This window comes from Pseudoxanthomonas sp. PXM04 (assembly GCF_014851695.1).
Taxonomy (GTDB): domain Bacteria; phylum Pseudomonadota; class Gammaproteobacteria; order Xanthomonadales; family Xanthomonadaceae; genus Pseudoxanthomonas_A; species Pseudoxanthomonas_A beigongshangi.
In genome coordinates, this window is record NZ_JACVAG010000001.1 from 741,145 (window position 1) to 758,090 (window position 16,946).

At 68.9% G+C, this 16,946-nt stretch carries 14 protein-coding genes; 9 read left to right on the forward strand and 5 right to left on the reverse strand.

The window, feature by feature from the left end; translation table 11 throughout:
• Positions 1-6: 6 nt before the first annotated feature.
• Genes IB228_RS03540 through IB228_RS03555 form a run of 4 tightly spaced genes read right to left on the reverse strand, consistent with a single transcriptional unit; the run spans position 7 to position 4,663 of the window.
• Positions 7-2,067 (reverse strand): NAD-dependent epimerase/dehydratase family protein, encoded by a 2,061-nt coding sequence (locus tag IB228_RS03540; RefSeq protein ID WP_192197587.1) that lies wholly within the window; start codon positions 2,065-2,067, stop codon positions 7-9.
• A gap of 17 nt (positions 2,068-2,084) precedes the next feature.
• Positions 2,085-3,272 carry a glycosyltransferase gene (locus IB228_RS03545; protein ID WP_192197588.1) on the reverse strand — a complete coding sequence of 396 codons (1,188 nt, stop codon included), beginning with the start codon at positions 3,270-3,272 and terminating at the stop codon, positions 2,085-2,087.
• Entirely contained in the window at positions 3,265-3,876 is a 612-nt protein-coding gene (locus IB228_RS03550) for a class I SAM-dependent methyltransferase (RefSeq protein ID WP_183642557.1), read from the reverse strand. The genes IB228_RS03545 and IB228_RS03550 overlap by 8 nt, the downstream gene beginning before the upstream one ends.
• A 25-nt stretch (positions 3,877-3,901) precedes the next feature.
• Entirely contained in the window at positions 3,902-4,663 is a 762-nt protein-coding gene (locus IB228_RS03555) for a DnaJ domain-containing protein (protein WP_192197589.1), read from the reverse strand.
• Between the two features lie 168 nt (positions 4,664-4,831).
• Between IB228_RS03555 and IB228_RS03560 the strand changes: the two genes are divergently transcribed.
• The 9 genes from IB228_RS03560 to IB228_RS03600 all read left to right on the forward strand — a co-directional run bounded on the left by IB228_RS03560 (position 4,832) and on the right by IB228_RS03600 (position 15,022).
• Positions 4,832-5,914: a polysaccharide deacetylase family protein gene (locus IB228_RS03560; RefSeq protein ID WP_225562211.1), complete on the forward strand. Its 1,083-nt coding sequence runs from the start codon at positions 4,832-4,834 to the stop codon at positions 5,912-5,914.
• A gap of 22 nt (positions 5,915-5,936) precedes the next feature.
• On the forward strand, positions 5,937-7,232 hold the full coding sequence (locus tag IB228_RS03565; RefSeq protein WP_183642552.1) for an O-antigen ligase family protein: 1,296 nt from the start codon (positions 5,937-5,939) through the stop codon (positions 7,230-7,232).
• Positions 7,229-8,782: an oligosaccharide flippase family protein gene (locus IB228_RS03570; protein WP_183642549.1), complete on the forward strand. Its 1,554-nt coding sequence runs from the start codon at positions 7,229-7,231 to the stop codon at positions 8,780-8,782. The genes IB228_RS03565 and IB228_RS03570 overlap by 4 nt, the downstream gene beginning before the upstream one ends.
• On the forward strand, positions 8,779-10,119 hold the full coding sequence (locus tag IB228_RS03575) for a phenylacetate--CoA ligase family protein (RefSeq protein WP_192197590.1): 1,341 nt from the start codon (positions 8,779-8,781) through the stop codon (positions 10,117-10,119). Before IB228_RS03570 ends, IB228_RS03575 begins: the two co-directional genes overlap by 4 nt.
• Positions 10,116-11,270, forward strand: coding sequence for a glycosyltransferase (locus tag IB228_RS03580; protein WP_225562212.1), 1,155 nt, complete (start codon positions 10,116-10,118; stop codon positions 11,268-11,270). Before IB228_RS03575 ends, IB228_RS03580 begins: the two co-directional genes overlap by 4 nt.
• Before the next feature lie 109 nt (positions 11,271-11,379).
• Entirely contained in the window at positions 11,380-12,018 is a 639-nt protein-coding gene (locus IB228_RS03585; protein WP_183642543.1) for a polysaccharide deacetylase family protein, read from the forward strand.
• Positions 12,019-12,130: 112 nt separating this feature from the next.
• On the forward strand, positions 12,131-13,336 hold the full coding sequence (locus tag IB228_RS03590) for a hypothetical protein (protein ID WP_192197591.1): 1,206 nt from the start codon (positions 12,131-12,133) through the stop codon (positions 13,334-13,336).
• A 5-nt stretch (positions 13,337-13,341) separates the two neighbouring features.
• The gene (locus IB228_RS03595; protein WP_225562269.1) at positions 13,342-14,124 is read left to right on the forward strand and encodes a glycosyltransferase family 2 protein; all 783 of its coding nucleotides are present in this window, start codon (positions 13,342-13,344) and stop codon (positions 14,122-14,124) included.
• A gap of 7 nt (positions 14,125-14,131) precedes the next feature.
• Positions 14,132-15,022 carry a glycosyltransferase family A protein gene (locus tag IB228_RS03600; RefSeq protein WP_192197593.1) on the forward strand — a complete coding sequence of 297 codons (891 nt, stop codon included), beginning with the start codon at positions 14,132-14,134 and terminating at the stop codon, positions 15,020-15,022.
• Between the two features lie 26 nt (positions 15,023-15,048).
• Here IB228_RS03600 and IB228_RS03605 read toward each other — a convergent pair whose 3' ends face one another.
• Positions 15,049-16,896, reverse strand: coding sequence for a heparinase II/III family protein (locus IB228_RS03605; RefSeq protein ID WP_192197594.1), 1,848 nt, complete (start codon positions 16,894-16,896; stop codon positions 15,049-15,051).
• Positions 16,897-16,946: the final 50 nt, after the last annotated feature.

Here is a 16,946-nt window from a genome sequence, read left to right on the forward strand (position 1 = left end):
ACGCGGTCAACCGAACGTCGCATCCAGCCCCTGCTCCACGCCCACGCGCGGCGTCCAGCCCAGCTGTTCGCGCGCGGCGGTGGTGTCGAAATTGGCCAGCGGCCGCAGCGAACGCACGCGGTAGCGGGTCAACGGCACGTCGCGCTTGAGCAGCTTGCCCAGCAGTTCCACGCCCCAGCCCAGCAGCATGAAAATCCCCACCGGCACCCGCAGCCGCTTGAGTTCGCCGCCCAGCTTGCGCTGCGCGCGCTGCAGGTAGGCTTCCTGGGTGACGGCGGAGGTGTCCACGATGTTGAAGATGCGGCCGGGCGCACCGGGCGCGTCGGCCGCCTGCACCAGCGCGTCCACCACGTCGTCGATGTAGACCAGCGGCAGGGTCTGCGCGCCGCTGCCCACCGCGACCCAGCGACCGGCCAGGCCGATGACGCCGTTGGGGGTGACCTTTTCCGCGCCGGGGCCGAAGATCTGGCCGGGCCGCAGGATCACCGCCGGCAGGCCCTGGCGCTCGATCGCCTCGCGCACATGGCGCTCGGCGCTCAGCTTGGTCTGGGTGTAGGCGCCGCGCCATTCCGGATGCGGTTCATAGGCGGAGGATTCGTTCATCACCGCGGTCGGCGCGCGGCCGGCGTGATCGAACACGCTCATGGAACTGACGTAGACCAGGCGGCGGCTGCCATGGGCCAGGCAGGCGTCGACGACGTTGCGTGTCCCCCACACCGTGCCGGCCTCGAAATCGCGCGGTCCGCCGCGCATGGCCGCGCCGACGTGATAGACCACGCCCGCGCCCTTGACCGCGTGGTCGACGATGCGCGGGTCGCCCAGGTCGCCGATCACCGACTGCACGCCGGGATCCTGTGCATAGGCGGCGACCGGACGACGCACCAGCACGCGCACGCTGCGGCCCTCGGCGCGCAGGCGCGCGACCAGCCGGCGGCCGAGGAACCCGGCGGCGCCGGTGACCAGCGCATCGACGGGCGGCAATTCGGTGTAGCGGCTTTCCAGCAGCGCCAGGCGCTGGCGATCCGGTTCGGCGCACAGCGGTTCCAGCAGGCGGGCGATGCGCAGCGCGTCCTCGCCGGTGAACGGCGGTGCGGCGCCATCGCGCGCGGCCTGCGCGAATGCCTGCGCGCCGTGGCGGATGCCGGGAGAGGGCTTGAGCATCCCGGTGGCGAAGCGCACCACGTTCCAGGGAATCCGGAACACGTCCTTGAACGCGCTGATGAAAGAGTTGGCGACGATGCCGATGAACTTCGGGCCGGGCAGCACGCGGTGGACGCGGCAGGTCTGCAGGAAACGATCGACCTCGATGGTGCCGCGGGTGCCGCGCACGAACACGCGGTTTTCCATCGGCCGCGCGTTCCAGGACAGCAGCAGCCGGCCGGTGCCGCGCGCGGCGCGCACCTGCGCCTGCCACTCGTCGAAGTGCAGGTTGGGATCGGCGCCGCGGGCCTGGAATGCGACCTCGGCATGTTCGATGTCGCCGAGGAACGCCTCGATGGTGTACAGGCCGTGCACGCCGAGATCGCGGAACGGATAGGAACCCTGGGTCACCGAACCGGGCAGCGGGCCGCCGGCGTACGGCGGATATTCGGAATTGCGGATGATGTCGACCGACACCACTTCGCCGATTTGGCCGTCGCGCACGGCCTGCAGGGCCTGCATCAGCACCGGGTCGAACAGATCCGAATGGTTCACGCCCAGCAGCAGGCCGCGGCTGCGGGCGCTGGCGATCATCGCTTCGCAATCGGCCACGCTGTCGGCCATCGGCTTTTCGACCAGCACGTGGCAGCCCATGTCCAGCGCCGCCAGGGCGATGGCCGGGTGCGACGAAGGCGGGGTGAGCACGTACACCGCCTGCGGCTGCGCGTCGGCGAGATCCTCCAGGCGCGCGGCCGCGCGCGCCACGCCGAAACGCTGGGCCAGCGCCTGCGCCGCCGGCAGCTGGCTGTCGCAAATGCCGACCACGTCGACGAAATCCAGGCGCTTGAGCGCGGCCAGGTGGTGGGTGGCGACATAGCCGGCGCCGACGATGGCGACGCGCAGCCGGGTGGAAGCGGAAGCGGGCATGGGGGTATTGAGCATGATCAGGAAAGGGGGCGTTGGCGTTGCAGGGCTTGCGCGAGGGTTTCGAGCACCGTGTCCACGCGGCGATCCCAGGTCTGGTCGGCGACCGCGGCGATGCGTTCGGCGGCGGCTTGGGGCGTGTCCTCGGCCAGCGCGCTTTCCAGCGCGCGCAGGTACTCCTCGCGATCGCGGGCGATGCGCACCCAGCGCGAGAACTTCTCGATTTCGGGGTTGTGCACGCTCACCACCGGCTTGCCGGTGGCCAGGTACTCGCGCAGCTTGAGCGGATTGGAGTTGGCCACCTGGCGATTCATCCGGTACGGGATGATCGCCACGTCGAAGGCCTTGGCCCATTGCGGCAGGGTGGCGTAGGGCTGGGCTCCGGCCAGGCGCACGTTGGGCAGCGCGCGCAGTTCGCTCACGTCGGCGGCGGCATGGCCGACCAGCAGGAAGGTCCACTGCGGGCGCTGGCGCGCCAGCCATGCAATCAGGTCCAGGTCGATCCATTCGTGCAGCGAGCCGATGTAGCCAATCACCGGCCCGGGCAGGTCGCGCGCGGCGGCGGGCAGTTCGGTATCGGCCTCGCTGGCGCGGCGGAACAGATCCACGTCCACGCCGTGCGGGGAGTAGACCGTGCGCGGATTCAGTTCGCGCTTGCGCGCCAGCAGCGCCGGCGGGGCGACGAACTGGAGGTCGGCGGCGCGGCTCAGGGCTTCGTCGCGACGACCGATCAATTCCGGATCCACGCCCGGGTGCGCGGCGTAGTCGTCGATGCAGTAGTACACGCAGAACTCCTCGCCCAGGCGCCCGGCCAGGAAGCCCGGATGCGGAACGGCGAACCAGGAGATGCGCCGCTGGATGCCGACCGCGCGCAGCGCGCGACGCACGGCCCAGCGTCCGAACAGGCGGTTGAACGCGTCCACGCCGGGAATGCGCCGGAACGGCAACTGCGGCACGGTGCAGCGCCAGAATCCCTCGCGGATGCGTTCGGGGCGGCGCAGCGCCGCGCTCAGCTTGCGCCATGCCTTCTTCAGATCCCGTCCGGACGCATTGGGCGCGCGCATGCCGGGGGAATCCACGTACAGCACCGGCATGTGGCCGGCCAGGCGGGTGGCGATGTGGTGGCTGCTGGTGCGGTTTTCCGCGTTCCAGTCGTTGCCGAAATAGACCACGCCCAGCCCCTGCAGGGTCGTATCGGCGTCAGTCATCGCGCCACCATGCGATCAGCCAGGCAGTGGCGCCATGGTGGATCCAGTCCTTGCGCACGCCCGGGATGTCTTCCACGTGCGGGCCGATCCGCCCGCAGGCCGGCGCGAAGAATGTCACCAGCCCGTTGCGGCCCAAGTGACGCATGCGCGCGATCGTGGCGGCAGGCTCGCTCAGGTAGTAGAGCACTTCGCAGGCGGTGACCAGATCGAAGCGGTGGCGCTGTTCGCCCCAGGGCTGGTGGAACAGGTCGGCGGCGGCGAAATGCGCGCGCGGCAACCGCGCCTGCGCGCGCGCGACCGCGTGCGCGCTGACGTCCAGGCCGTACTGTTCATCGCTCAGGCGCGCCAGGTATTCGGTCTGGTGGCCTTCGCCGCAACCGATCTCGAGCACGCTGCCGACCCGGCCGAAGGCCTGTTCGATCACCCGGTTGGTGGCCTCGAAGCGGGTCCGCTCCATCGCCGAATCCATGTTCCAGGGATCCTCCATGCGATAGGCCATGTCCAGCCGCGCATGGTTGTCGCTGCCGCCGACGCCGCGCAGCGCGTACTTCATCCACAGGCGTCGCTGCGCCTTCTTCAGCAGTCCGGCGGTGCCAGCAAACATTCGAATCCCCCTGAACCTTCGTCCTTCAGCAGTGCGGCACCTCCTCGGTCGCCGCATGCGCGCTTGCCTCGTCCACCCGCAGCGGCCGCAGTGGCGAGCTGTACCAGCCGGCCACCCTGCCACAGCGGAACTCCACCCACGAAGGGCCGTAGTCCCAGCGGGCCGCGTGCTCGCCATCGGGCTCGCCGAGGATGCGCCGGGCCTGCCGGGTGTCCATGCCGACGGCAAGCCGGCTGGTGATCTCCGGCGTGCCCAGTCCCGGCGAAACCGCGTCACCGGGACCTGCGGGATCCAGCGAGGGCGTGGCGCTCTTCTGAGCGCCCCACCAGTACAGCACCAGCGCGAGCAGCGCCAATATCAGCAAGTAACGGCGACGACGCGGAAATCCGGTCACCGGGTCGGGCACGGGTTCCTCGTCGGCATCGTTGGCCGGTTCGGAATCTCGGGTCCAGCGCGCCTGCTCGGCGGCGAACGCGAGCGCGGGACCCGGCGCCGGGGCAGGAGGGAAATCGTCCACCAGCACGGGAGCATCGCCGCCGTCGTCCGGCGACACCGGTGTCGGCCGCGATGCGCCGGGCAGGCGGCCGTGGGCGCGGTGGAACTCCAGCGCCGCCGCGTACATGCGGTTCAGCCGCTGCAGTCGCGCGACGTCGGCGGGATGGCGCTGGTGATCCGGATGCAACTGCATCACCCGGCGCCGGTAGGCATGCTTGAAAAGCTGCATGCTGCACTCCGCGTCCAGCCCCAGTTCGTTGTACAACGCGACGAAGTCGGTATCGTCCGACATGCAGGACACGCCCCTGATAATCCCCGTTTACGTTAGCGCAGCGCGCTTGCGTTCGCCTGCCAGACGACAAACCGGAGCGGATGCGGCCAACCGGCGCAGGCGTGGCCGGATTCGGCGGCAATCCGCGTATTCAGGGCATCGGGCATGGTTGCCGGATGCGGATGGATGATGGCCAGGGGAGCATCGAAACAGGCAAGGGAGCGTGCGGGCCGCAGGCAACTGCTGGCGCGCTGGTGCCACCGTGCCGGCGTGCTGCCGCTGCTCGGCAGGATGCGGCTGGGCTCGGGCGACGCGGTGCGCGTGCTGGCCTATCACCGGGTACTGGAATCGGCCGAACCGGCCGACTTCAGTTTCGACACCGACCTCATCAGCGCCTCGGCGGATGCGTTCCGCCAGCAGATGGCCTACCTGAAGCGCCACTTCGTGCCGATGACTTTCGCACAGGTGCTGGATCACCTGGACCAGGGCCGGCGGCTTCCCCGCGGTGCGGTGCTGGTGACCTTCGACGACGGCTACGACGACAACTACCGGATCGCCTTCCCGATCCTGCGCGAGTTGGGCATGTCGGCAATGTTCTTCGTATCGACCGGCCATATCGATTCCGGCCGTCCCTACGCATATGACTGGCTGGTGCACATGGTGTGTTCGACCCCGGCCGCGCGCCTGCAGGCGCCGGAGCTGGGCGTGGACTGGGCGCTGGGCCCGAATCTGGGCGAACGCCGCGCGCAGGCCTCGGAATTGCTGGACCGGCTCAAGTCGCTGGATGACGAGGGCCAGGGCGCGCTGATCGCGCGGCTGGAGCGCGAGTGGAGCCTGCCGCGCTCGGAGGGACATCCCCATTGCCGGCCGATGACCTGGGACCAGTTGCGCGAAATGCGCGCGGCGGGCATGGAAATCGGTTCGCACGGCGTGGACCACCGGATGCTGGCCAAGCTGCCGCGGGATCGGATGGTTGCCGAGGTGCAGGGTTCCAAGCAGGCGCTGGAGCGCGAACTGGGCGGCCCGGTCGCGGTGCTGTCCTATCCGGTCGGCGGGCCGGACGCGTTCGACGGCGACACGGTCGAGGCGGTGCGGGCGGCGGGATTCCGGATGGCCTGCAGCTACGTGGCCGGCACGCGCGCGATCGAGGCCACCACGCTGTACTCGGTGCCGCGGTTGCCGGTGGAACGACAGATGGACCGGGAATGGTTCGAGGCGATGGTGGCGGTGCCGGAGGTGTTCAGCTACACATCAAGGTTGCGCACAGGTTGAACGAGCGGAGCGACAGGGGCTGATGTTCTTTTTCTTGTTGGTGTATCTGGCGCTGGTGATCATCCGGCCCCAGGACTATCCGGCCATTGCCGAGAACCCGGGGCCGCCGCTGCAGTCGATTGCGCTGCTGCTGGCCGCCGGCCTGTGGGTATTCTCCGCGCGCAAGTCGTTCTCGGCGCCGCAGTACCTGCTGATACCGTGCTTCCTGTTCGTGGCCATGGTTTCCAAGGTGGTGAACGGCTGGCCGGGCGGCGCGCTGTTCGTGTTCTTCATCTTCGCGCCGGTGCTGCTGGCCTACGTGCTGCTGGCCAACGCGGCCCACACCCGCGAGCGGCTGGAAACGGTGATGGCGGTGCTGACCATCTGCGCGGGTGTGCTGGCGCTGCATGGCGTGGAACAGGCCACCATCGGCATCGGCTGGACCGGGGTGGAACTTTCGCAGGGTACCCGCATCCAGTACGTGGGCATCTTCAATGATCCCAACGACCTGGGCCTGTTGTTCGTGATGTGCCTGCCGATGGCCTTCTACCTGAGCGCGCGGGGCGGCCTGATGGGCCTGCGCCGCCTGTTCTGGCTGGCGGTGGCCGGCCTGCTGGTCTATGGCTGCTACCTGACCAACTCGCGTGGCACCCTGCTGGCGCTGGTCGCGCTGCTGGGCGTGTACGTGTGGCGCAAGCGCGGCATCTTCACCGCCGGCCTGCTCGGGGTCGCGGCGCTGGGCGGGCTGATGATGCTGCCCTCGCGCCTGCAGGACATGGAGGTCTCCGAAGCCTCCGCGATGGGCCGGGTGGACTCCTGGTACGAAGGCATCCAGATGTTCATCGGCAACCCGGTGTTCGGCATCGGCGCCGGTGGCTACTCGGATCTGCACGAGCTGACCGCGCACAACTCCTTCGTGCTGGTGCTGGCCGAAATGGGCATCATCGGTTTCACCCTGTGGCTGGCGATCGTCGGCTACAGCTTCCGGATGATGCTGGCGCCGCTGCAGCGCGGCGACGACATCATCAACGACGTGCCGCCGGAAGTGCCGGACGATGAGGCGCTGGCGGACTGGCGCAAGGATCGCGCGCTGACCTTGACCCTGCTGATGTCGCTGAGCGGCTTCATCACCGCCGCGTTCTTCCTCAGCCGCAGCTACGTGATCATCCTGTACCTGCTGATCGCCATCGTGGTCGCCCACTACACCCGCCTGCGCGAGGTCTACCCGAGCCTGCCCGCGTTCAGCCTGGACAAGGACCTGCTGCGCTGGCCGATTTACGCCGTAATCGGCGTTATCGGGCTGTACGTGGTGGTCAAGGTCCTCCTGGCAATGGCATGAACAGTCGGTCGCGCACCCTCAGCAACACCCTGTTCTCCTCGGTGGGCACCTACACCGAGTACGTGCTGGGCATGCTCACTTCGATCGTCATCGCCCGGCACCTGGGGCCGGACGGTTTCGGTACCTACAGCCTGGTCATCTGGCTGGTGGCGATGGGCGTGGCGATCACCAACTCGGGCACCGCCAGCGCGGCGATCAAGTTCGTCGCCGAACTGCGCGGCACCGAGCGCACGGAGATGGTGCCGTACCTGCTGGACTACCTGCGGCGCGCGCAGCGGATTTTCCTGCTGGTGGTACTGCTGGCCGGCGCGGCGGTATTCATCTTCGGCGGCGACCACATCGCTCCGGGCATGAACCACAAGTTGCTGCTGGGTTTCCTGGTGGTGGCGGTGGCGCTGCGCTCGTCGTACATGTTCAACATCGGCGTGGCCAAGGGCTTCGAGAATTTCCGCGCCACCGCGACGGTGGCGCTGGTATCCACGCCGATCAACCTGCTGCTGGTGCTGCTGGCCTGGCGGCTGGATGCGCCGGTGGAGTGGCTGCTGGCGGTGTTCGTCATTTCCAGCTTCGTGTTCTTCGGCATCTCGTTCCGCCAGATCGCACCGATGGTGCCGGCGCGCCAGCCGGGCGTGCAGTTGCCGGCCCCGCTGCTGGCGCGGGTACGACGGCACATGGGCTGGACCGCGTTGACGGTGTCGGTCGGCTTCATGGCGGCCAGCGAAGTTGAAGTGATGTTCCTGAACATGTACGCCGACAGCCATGCCGCCGGCCAGTTCAAGGTCGCCTACCAGTTGGCCATCGGCGCGGCGATGCTGGTGCCGGGCGTGTTCGGGGCGCTGCTGCTGCCGATGATGGCCAATGCATTGAGCCGCGGGCGCGAGATCGCCGCGCAGCGCTTCGTCGCCACCACCGGCTATCTCGTCCTGCTGGCCGCGCCGCTGGCGGCGTTCGGCGTGGTGTTCTGCAACGACGTCATCCATTTGCTGTACGGCCGCGAGTACTACGCGGCCGGGCCGGTGTTCGCGGTCTGCCTGGTGGCGGCCTGCCTGACCGCGATGACCCAGGGCGGCTCCAGCCTGCTGGTCAGCGCCGATCGCCAGCGCAGCATCCTGGTGCTGGTGATCATCTGCGCGCTGCTCAAGGTGGTCCTGGACGCGGTGCTGATCGCGCATTTCGCGCTGAAGGGCGCGGTGGTCGCCTACATCACCGTCGCCACCGTCAACGCGGCGGTCTACATGACCCTGGCCACCCGGGTCAGTCACGCGCAGCCGGAATGGGCGCGGCTGGCGCGCATCCTGCTCGCCGCCGCGCTGGCCGGCCTGCTCGCCTGGCCGTTGCGCGGCCTGCTGCCGATCGCCTCCGTGCTGGCCGGCGGAACGGTCCTGGTCCTGGCCTACGTACCGTTGACGCTGCTGCTGGGGTGCTGGAGCCGCGGCGATATCGAACACCTGCAGCACCTGCACCAGCGCTTCGCCGCGGGCCGTCCACGGCTGGGCGCACGTTTCCTGGCCTGGGCCTACCAGCGCGCGCCGGGGGAGGGCACCTCATGAGCCTGTACGAACCGCTGTTCCGGCGCGTGTTGTTCCCGCTGTACGAATCAGGCCTGCGCCGACGCAAGACATTGCGCTACCTGGACGAGTACGAGCGCAGCCAGACACTGGACGAGGAGGCGCTGCGCGCACTGCAATGGCGCAAGCTGCAGCAACTGCTGCGCCATTGCTGGGAGCAGGTGCCGTTCTACCGGCGGACCTGGAGCGAGCTGGGCATCCGCTCGCCCGAGGACATCCGCGACCAGGACGATTACGCCCGCCTGCCGTTGCTGGACAAGCCGACCATCCGCGCCAACTTCGAAGAGCTGATCGCGACCAACCGGCGCGAGGGCCTGCTGTACAAGACCACCGGCGGATCCACCGGCGAACCGCTGAAATTCGGCTACACCCACGAAAGCTACGAGCGCCGCATGGCGATCATGTGGCGCGGCTACGGCTGGGCCGGCGCGCGCCTGGGCCAGCGCACGTTGTACCTGTGGGGCACGCCGATCGGCGCGCAGAAGCGCAAGGATCGCCTGTACCACGCGGCCTTCAACCGCTACATGCTCAGCGCCTTCGAGATGAGCGATGCGCGCATGGCCGAGTATGCCGACGCCATCGACCGGTTCCGCCCGGAGACCATCGTTTCCTATGTCGCGCCGATCGTGAAGATGTCCGAATGGCTGATCGCCAACGGCCGCCGCGTGCATCGGCCCCAGCGCATCCTCGGCGCGGCCGAGACGTTGCACGAGAGCCAGCGCGCGTTGATTGAACAGGCTTTCGGTTGTCCCGCCTACAACACCTACGGCTGCCGCGAGTTCATGCTGATCGCGGCCGAGTGCGAGCACCGCAAGGGCCTGCACATCAACGTCGACCACCTGCACGTGGAACTGGGCGCGGGCGTTGGCGACGACGCTGCCGGCCCGCGCGAGATCATCGTCACCGACCTGCACAACCTGGGCATGCCGCTGCTGCGCTACGTCAACGGCGACCTGGCGACACCGGGGCAGGGGCGCTGCAGCTGCGGACGCGCGTTGCCGCTGCTGGCCAGCGTCGATGGCCGCAAGCTGGACGCCCTGCGCACGCCGGACGGCCGTTACATTCCCGGCGAGTTCATCGTGTACGCTTTCCTGGGCGCCACCGGCATCCGCCGCTACCAGGTGGTGCAGAAGCGCCTGGACGCCTTCGAGATCACCCTGGTGCGCGATCATGATTTCGATCCGTCGGTGGTCGAACGGATGGGCGCGGAACTGCGCAAGGTGATCGGCCAGCAGGTCGCGCTGGATTTCCGCTTCGCCGACGACATTCCGCTGACCGCGACCGGCAAACAACGCGTGACGGTATCTGAACTGACATGAAGGGTATGGAAGTCATCCACTTCGTCGAGAACCTGGAGCGCGGCGGGCTTGAGCGCACCGTCATCGATCTGGTCGCGGCCCAGCGCGACGCCGGCCACGAGTGCCGGGTGATCTGCCTGTTCGAACCTGGCCAGTTGGCATCGGAACTGACCGCGCAGGGCGTGGAAGTGACCGCCTGCCACAAGCGGCGTGGCCTGGACTGGCCGGCGGTGCGCCGCGCCCGCGCGCTGCTCCGCCGCCACCCCGGCGCGGTGCTGCATACCCACAACGCCACCGCGCACTACCATGCGGTGCTGGCGGCGTGGGGCCTGCCGCTGGTGCGGGTGATCAACACCCGCCACAGCATGGGGGCCGTGGATCCGCGCAGTCGCAAGGAATGGCTGTATCGCCGCAGCATGCGCCTGACCGACTACGTCGCCGGCGTGTGCGAAGCCGCGCGCCGGTGTTTCGACGACCAGGGCGTGCGCCCGCGCGAGCGCCTGCTGGCGGTGCCCAACGGCATCCGCCTGGAACGCTTCCAGGCCGCCGATGCGGCCGGGCGCGCGGCGCTGGCCGCGGAGCTGGGCTGGCCCGCCGACTGCCGCATCATCGGCACGGTCGGGCGGCTGCAGCCGGTCAAGGAGCAGCAGGGACTGTTGCGCGCGTTCGCGAGCTTGCGTGAGGAGATGCCGCAGGCGGTGCTGGCGGTCGTCGGCGATGGCGCCCTGCGTGCCCCGCTTGAACGCCTGGCCGGTGAATTGGCCCTGGGCGATGCCGTGCGTTTCCTTGGCGACCGCAGCGATGTGCCGCGGCTGCTGACCGGGATGGAAGTGTTCGCACTGCCTTCGCGCAGCGAGGGCTATTCGATCGCGTTGCTGGAGGCCTGCGCCGCGGGCCTGCCGATCGTGGCGACCGACGTCGGCGGCAATCGCGAGATCGTCCGCGACGGCCACAACGGAAAACTGATCGCCCCGGGAGATCCCGACGCGCTGGCGGCGGCGCTGCTGGCCCTGCTGGAAGCGCCGGAGACCGCGATGCGGATGGGCCGTGCCGGCCGGGACTGGGTGCTGGCGGAAGGTTCGTTCCGGACCATGGCGTTGCGTTACGAACGCCTGTATGCCGGCCAGCCGAGCGCGCTGGGCGAACTGGCTCCCGAGGTGGAGGTCGGCTGATGCGCGCGATTCGCCACATTGTCATCCGCAACCGTCATGATCCGCGTGCGGCCTCGTGCGCGGGCGCGCACCGCGGCATTTATTCCCCCGAATCCGGACCCTACGCCGCATGAACCCCCGGCCGCGCCGCCTGAAAGTCCTGCAATGGATGCCCAATGCCTGGCTGACCACCGCTGGCCCGGCTGACGGCCGCGCGATCTACCTGACCTTCGACGACGGCCCGCATCCCGAGCACACCGCGCCGCTGCTGGACCTGTTGGCCGAGCACGATGCGCGGGCCAGCTTCTTCCTGATCGGCCAGCAGATCGAACGGCACCCGGAGCTGGCCCGGCGGATTGCCGCCGAGGGGCACACGCTGGGCAACCATTCGTTCTCCCATCCGCGATTCGAAACGCTGTCGCTGCGGCAGCAGTTCGAGGAGATCGATCGCACCGACCGGCTGCTGACCGCCATTAACGGCCGCGAGCGACATGGCTTCCGGCCACCGCGCGGCGTGCTGTCGCTGCCGATGATCGCCCGCTGCATCCGCGAGCGCCGCCGTATCCTCTACTGGTCCTACGACAGCCTGGACTACAGCCGGCGGTCCGCCGGCGAACTGCTGGAAGTCATCGAACGCCATCCGATGCGGCCCGGCGAAATCGTGCTGATGCACGATGACAGCCAACTGTCGCTGGACCTGCTGCGCGAGCTGATCCCGGGCTGGAAGGCGGCCGGCTTCGCGCTGAGGGCACTGCCCACGCCGGAATGAATGCATGGCGGGAGAGCCCCACCGCCCGTGAGCCCGTGGCCGGTTCGCCCCCCGCACCGCGTTGTTGGGAATGGCGGCAGACGCCGGACGAAGGCAGCGACAGGGGGAAGGCTTGAACGTTCTGACAGGAGTGGCCGTGCTGGCCGCCATCGTGGCGCTCGGTGCCTTCGCGATCTGGCGCCTGCTGCGCGCCCGCAACATGGAAATCTGGATCGGCAGTTACCTGCGCCGCAAGCCGCCGCAGGTCACCGGCCGGCCGGTCCACGTGATGTTCTGTTTCGTCGATCACTTCGAACCGATGTGGCGCGGCGCCGACCTGGCCACCCAGCGCACGCGGGTGGATCGCTGGTGCCGCGAGTACCGGGACATGGCCGCGCGCCACCGCGACGCGGACGGGCGCCCGCCGCAGCACAGCTTCTTCTATCCGGAAGAGGAGTACGCGCCGGAACACCTGGAGAAGCTGGCCGAACTGTGTGCCGACGGCTACGGCGAAATCGAGGTGCACCTGCACCACGACAACGACACCGAGGCCAATTTCCGCCAGAGCATCACCCGCTTCTGCCATATCCTGCACGAGCGGCACGGGGCGCTGCCGCGCGATCCGGCCAGCGGTGAACTGCGCTTCGGCTTCATCCACGGCAACTGGTGCCTGGACAATTCGCGTCCCGACGGCCGCTGGTGCGGCATCGACAACGAACTGATCCTGCTGCGCGAGCTGGGTTGCTACGCCGACTTCACCATGCCCTCGGCGCCGAGCGATACCCAGACCCGGATCATCAACTCGATCTACTACGCCACCGACGATCCGCACGCGCCCAAGTCGCACGACGACGGCACCCCGGTGCGGGTGGGCGGTACGCCCAGCGGCGACCTGATGCTGATCCAGGGACCGCTGGGACTGAACTGGCGGGACCGCCGGATGGGCCTGATCCCGCGCATCGAGAATGCCGACGTGCGCGGCGGCCAGCCGCCCACCGCCGAACGCGTGGACGCGTGGGTGCGTACCGGCGTGCACGTCGAGGGCCGGCCAGAGTGGGTGTTCATCAAGATCCACACCCACGGCACCCAGGAAGCGGACATGGACACGCTGCTCGGCGCGCCGGTGGATGCCATGCACGCGCATCTGGAATCGGCCTACAACGATGGCCAGCGCTACGTGCTGCACTACGTCAGCGCGCGCGAGGCCTACAACATCGCCAAGGCCGCCGAGGCCGGGCGCCAGGGCAATCCCAACGACTACCGCGATTTCGTCCTGCCGGCGCCACGTTCGTCGTGGGCGGGCTCGGGTCGCAACACGGTCGCCCGGGACGCCGCGTGAACACCATGGCCGCCCGCTTGCCCGCGCAGGACGCCGACACGCTGGTGAGCGTGATCATGCCGGTCTACAACGCCGAGCAGACCCTGCGGCGTTCGGCCGACTCGGTGCTGGCGCAGAGCTTCGGGCAGCTGGAACTGATCCTGATCGACGACGGCTCGCGCGATGGTTCCGCCGCCATCGTCGAGGAACTGGCGCGCCGCGACGAACGCGTCGTGGCCGTGCGCCAGCCCAACGGCGGGGTGGCGGCGGCGCGCAACACCGGGCTGCGCGCCGCGCGCGGCACCCACATCGCCTTTCTCGACAGCGACGACTGGTGGGAACCGCGCAAGCTGGAACTGCAGCTCGCGCGGATGCGCGAGACCGGCGCGATGGTCTGCTACGCCAACTACCAGCGGGTGGCGGAGGACGGCCGCCTGCTGTCGAAGGTGTCGCCGCCGCTGGAAGTCGACTATCGCCGCATGCTGGGCAGCAACCACATCGGCAATCTCACCGGCATCTACGACCGCCGCCTGGGCGAGGCTTCGTTCCAGAAGATGGGGCACGAGGACTACGTGTTCTGGCTGGACCGGGTGCGCCGCGCCGGCAGCGCGGTGCGGGTGCCGGGCGACGCCCCGTTGGCGTACTACCTGGTGCGCAACGGTTCGGTGTCGGCCAACAAACTGCGCGCTGCCGGTTGGCAGTGGCGCATCTATCGCCAGGTCGAGGGACTGAGCGCGCCGCGCGCGGCCTGGTACATGCTCCAGTACATCCGGCACGCGCTGTGGAAGCGCAAGCCGGTGACGACCTGATCCGACGATGACCGCCACGCCCGAAGCCACCGACTCCTATGCCGTCGTGATTCCCGCCTACAACGCCGCCGCGACCATCGCGGTGGCGCTGGACAGCGTGTTCGCCCAGACCGTGCCTGCCCGCCAGGTGATCGTGGTGGACGATGGCTCCGCCGACGGCGACCGGCTGGCCGAGGTGCTGGCCGGCTACGGCGGGCGGGTACGCCTGCTGCGCCAGGCCAACGCGGGTCCCGCCGCCGCCCGCAACGCCGGCGCGCGCGCCTGTGCCGGCGAATGGATCGCGTTCCTCGACGCCGACGACAGCTGGTTGCCGCACAAGCTTGAACGGCAACTGGAATTGGGGCGCGATCCGCGCGCCGGCCTGCTGCATGGTCGCGCGCGCGCGCCGGCGCTGCCGCCGGAACTGGATTTCGACGCCCTGTGGGAGTGCAACCGGGTCTGCACCTCGATGACGGTGGTGCGCCGGCAGGCCTTCGAGGCGCTGGGCGGTTTCGACGAATCGCCGGAACTCGTGGGCGCCGAGGATTACCACCTGTGGCTGCGCATCGCCCACGCCGGCTGGCGGGTGCTGGCATGCGGCGAACAGATCGGGCGCTACACCCCGGCCGCCGGAAGCATCACCAGCCGCATCGAACGCTGCGCACGAGCGGAACTGCACAACGCCATGACCCTGGGCAGGACGCTGGGCGTGCCGCAGGCACGGGTGGACGCCAAGGTGCGGGCCATCCGCACCGACTTCGGCCAGCACCTGCTGCACGCGCGCAACATCCGCGGCGCGCGCAGGATGTTGTCGCAGGCGTTGGCCAGCCGGATGTCGCTGCGTGGCCTGGGCCTGTGGTCGGCCACGTTCGTGCCGACTCCGCTGCTGGACCTGCGTCGCCGCCTGCGCAACGGCTGAGCGTCGCGCAGGCGGGCCAGGCCGGATCAGATCTCGCTCAGCTCCACCACGTAACCGCTGGTGCCGCCGGTCACGTCGATGCGATAGCGCGCGCCATCCTCGACGTACTTGCCCGAGCTGAAATTGCTGTTGATGGTGGCGTTGGCCGGCTCGATCACCCGCACCCGCAGACGTCCGGCGACCGCTTCGCGGCTGTTCACCAGGGTCGGCGCCACCGGTACGTTGACCTGGAAGGTCGCGGTGGTGCCGCTGGTGACGGCGAACTGATCGCGCACGGTCAGGCGCCGGTTGGCGAAGGTGAACTGGCGCTGCCAGGAGGTCACCGCGGTGTTGTCGCAGAAGGCCGGAGTCAGGTTGGCATTGGCGGTGAACGAACCGCCGGAACCCGGGCTGACGCTGAGGGTGGATGCGCGGGTCGTCGACTCGCACTGGCGGACCACCGTGCCGTTGCGGGCGAACCGCACGATGTTGTGGACATCGGTTCCCTGGTTGATGCCGCTATGGCTCCAGATATTGGCGGTCACCGCCAGCCAGTCACCGGCGAACAGGGTGAACGACCCCTGGTCCTGGTGCGCATGGCTCTCGTTGTACGGGCCGGCGACGATCGCCACCCACATCGCGCTGCGATCCCAGCCGGTGCGGGCGAACAGATGGCCCACGCCCCTGGCGTGATAGACCAGCGTGCTGGGTTGGACCGGAGTGGAGCCCGCGGGCAACAGGTCGTAGCGATAGTTGAAACCCGAGGTCATCTGCGCCACTGAAATGTTGCGCAGCCACCAGGTGGCGACATTGCTTGCCTCGGCGGTGGTGGCGAGTTGGCGTGCTTCCAGCACGAGCCGGCGATGGTAGTCGTACAGCTCCGGAACCGAGTTGCGCGCCTGGTCGCCGATCGGGGCGAAGCGATCCATCGTCGGTACGGTGGCATGTGCCCAGTAGTAGATGCTGTCGGTCGCGTGCGGGCTGGCCGACGCGAGATCCGTGCCCGTCGCGTCGCGCCACAGCCGGTACAGCGAGAACAACCGCATGTGCGAGGTGCCGTAGCCGGTGCCTTCGCTGCTGCCGCCGCCGGGCAGGCGGGCGAAGTACTCGCGCAGCGCGGGCAGCTTGTTGGTCTGCAGGAAGTTCTTCCAGGTGTTGCTCTTGCTGGCCAGCGCCCAGTACATGGTCGCTTCCAGGAAGCTGTAGTAATAGTTGTTGCCCGGGTTGCTGGTGGACCAGCCCGACCACGGGAACGAACGCCCGCCCCATTGCGCGCTGTTGTAGTTCCAGATGTTCCAGACGGCCTGCTCGGCGTAGGCGGACCAACGGCTGCGCTGGCTGGCGGTGAGGAAGCTTCCGCAGGTGTCCAGCGTGGTCGCCACGTCGGCGATCATGGTGCCGACTTCCAGATAGGAGTCGTTGGAGACCGCGGGGCGGCCGCCAGCGGCGATGGCGGCTTCCGCCTCCGTCACCTGGCGTTCGGTGATGTTGATGGCCAGCGTGCAGTACCGGGTTTCCGGCGACAGCTGGTACATCATCGCCGCCTCGCTGGCGGTGAACCCGTAACCCGTGCCGCCGTTGCCGACGGCCGCATCGACCCAGTTCTTGAAGCGGGTATAGGCGGCGGAACTGCGGTTTACGTACAGGCGCGCGGAGGGCAGGGCGACCAGGCGGGGCTGCGAAGAGTTCTGCGCGCTCGCGCCGCCGGTGACCGGCACCTGCACGGAGGGAGGAATGACCGGGGTTTCGCCGGCGGCCGGCTTGCGGACGCCGAGACGCACGAACGGGGTACGCGCGAACGTCCCGATCTGGGCGGCGGCGGCACGCACATCGTGCCAGACGCGAACCGTGGTCCATTGGGCGCGCTGGCCCAGCAGACCCGCGGCGCTGGCCACGCCGAGTCCCGCCAACAAGGGCAGGGCAATGAAGAAAGAAAGGGCGAAAC

What these genes read in the sequence shown, in the direction of transcription:
- IB228_RS03570 (WP_183642549.1), top strand. Translation starts at nt 7,229, where the DNA reads ATGAACAGTCGGTCGCGCACCCTCAGCAACACCCTGTTCTCCTCGGTG.
- IB228_RS03600 (WP_192197593.1), top strand. Translation starts at nt 14,132, where the DNA reads ATGACCGCCACGCCCGAAGCCACCGACTCCTATGCCGTCGTGATTCCC.
- IB228_RS03545 (WP_192197588.1), bottom strand. Translation starts at nt 3,272, where the DNA reads ATGACTGACGCCGATACGACCCTGCAGGGGCTGGGCGTGGTCTATTTC.
- IB228_RS03595 (WP_225562269.1), top strand. Translation starts at nt 13,342, where the DNA reads ATGGCCGCCCGCTTGCCCGCGCAGGACGCCGACACGCTGGTGAGCGTG.
- IB228_RS03540 (WP_192197587.1), bottom strand. Translation starts at nt 2,067, where the DNA reads ATGCCCGCTTCCGCTTCCACCCGGCTGCGCGTCGCCATCGTCGGCGCC.
- IB228_RS03550 (WP_183642557.1), bottom strand. Translation starts at nt 3,876, where the DNA reads ATGTTTGCTGGCACCGCCGGACTGCTGAAGAAGGCGCAGCGACGCCTG.
- IB228_RS03555 (WP_192197589.1), bottom strand. Translation starts at nt 4,663, where the DNA reads ATGTCGGACGATACCGACTTCGTCGCGTTGTACAACGAACTGGGGCTG.
- IB228_RS03575 (WP_192197590.1), top strand. Translation starts at nt 8,779, where the DNA reads ATGAGCCTGTACGAACCGCTGTTCCGGCGCGTGTTGTTCCCGCTGTAC.
- IB228_RS03565 (WP_183642552.1), top strand. Translation starts at nt 5,937, where the DNA reads ATGTTCTTTTTCTTGTTGGTGTATCTGGCGCTGGTGATCATCCGGCCC.
- IB228_RS03585 (WP_183642543.1), top strand. Translation starts at nt 11,380, where the DNA reads ATGAACCCCCGGCCGCGCCGCCTGAAAGTCCTGCAATGGATGCCCAAT.
- IB228_RS03580 (WP_225562212.1), top strand. Translation starts at nt 10,116, where the DNA reads ATGAAGGGTATGGAAGTCATCCACTTCGTCGAGAACCTGGAGCGCGGC.
- IB228_RS03560 (WP_225562211.1), top strand. Translation starts at nt 4,832, where the DNA reads ATGGCCAGGGGAGCATCGAAACAGGCAAGGGAGCGTGCGGGCCGCAGG.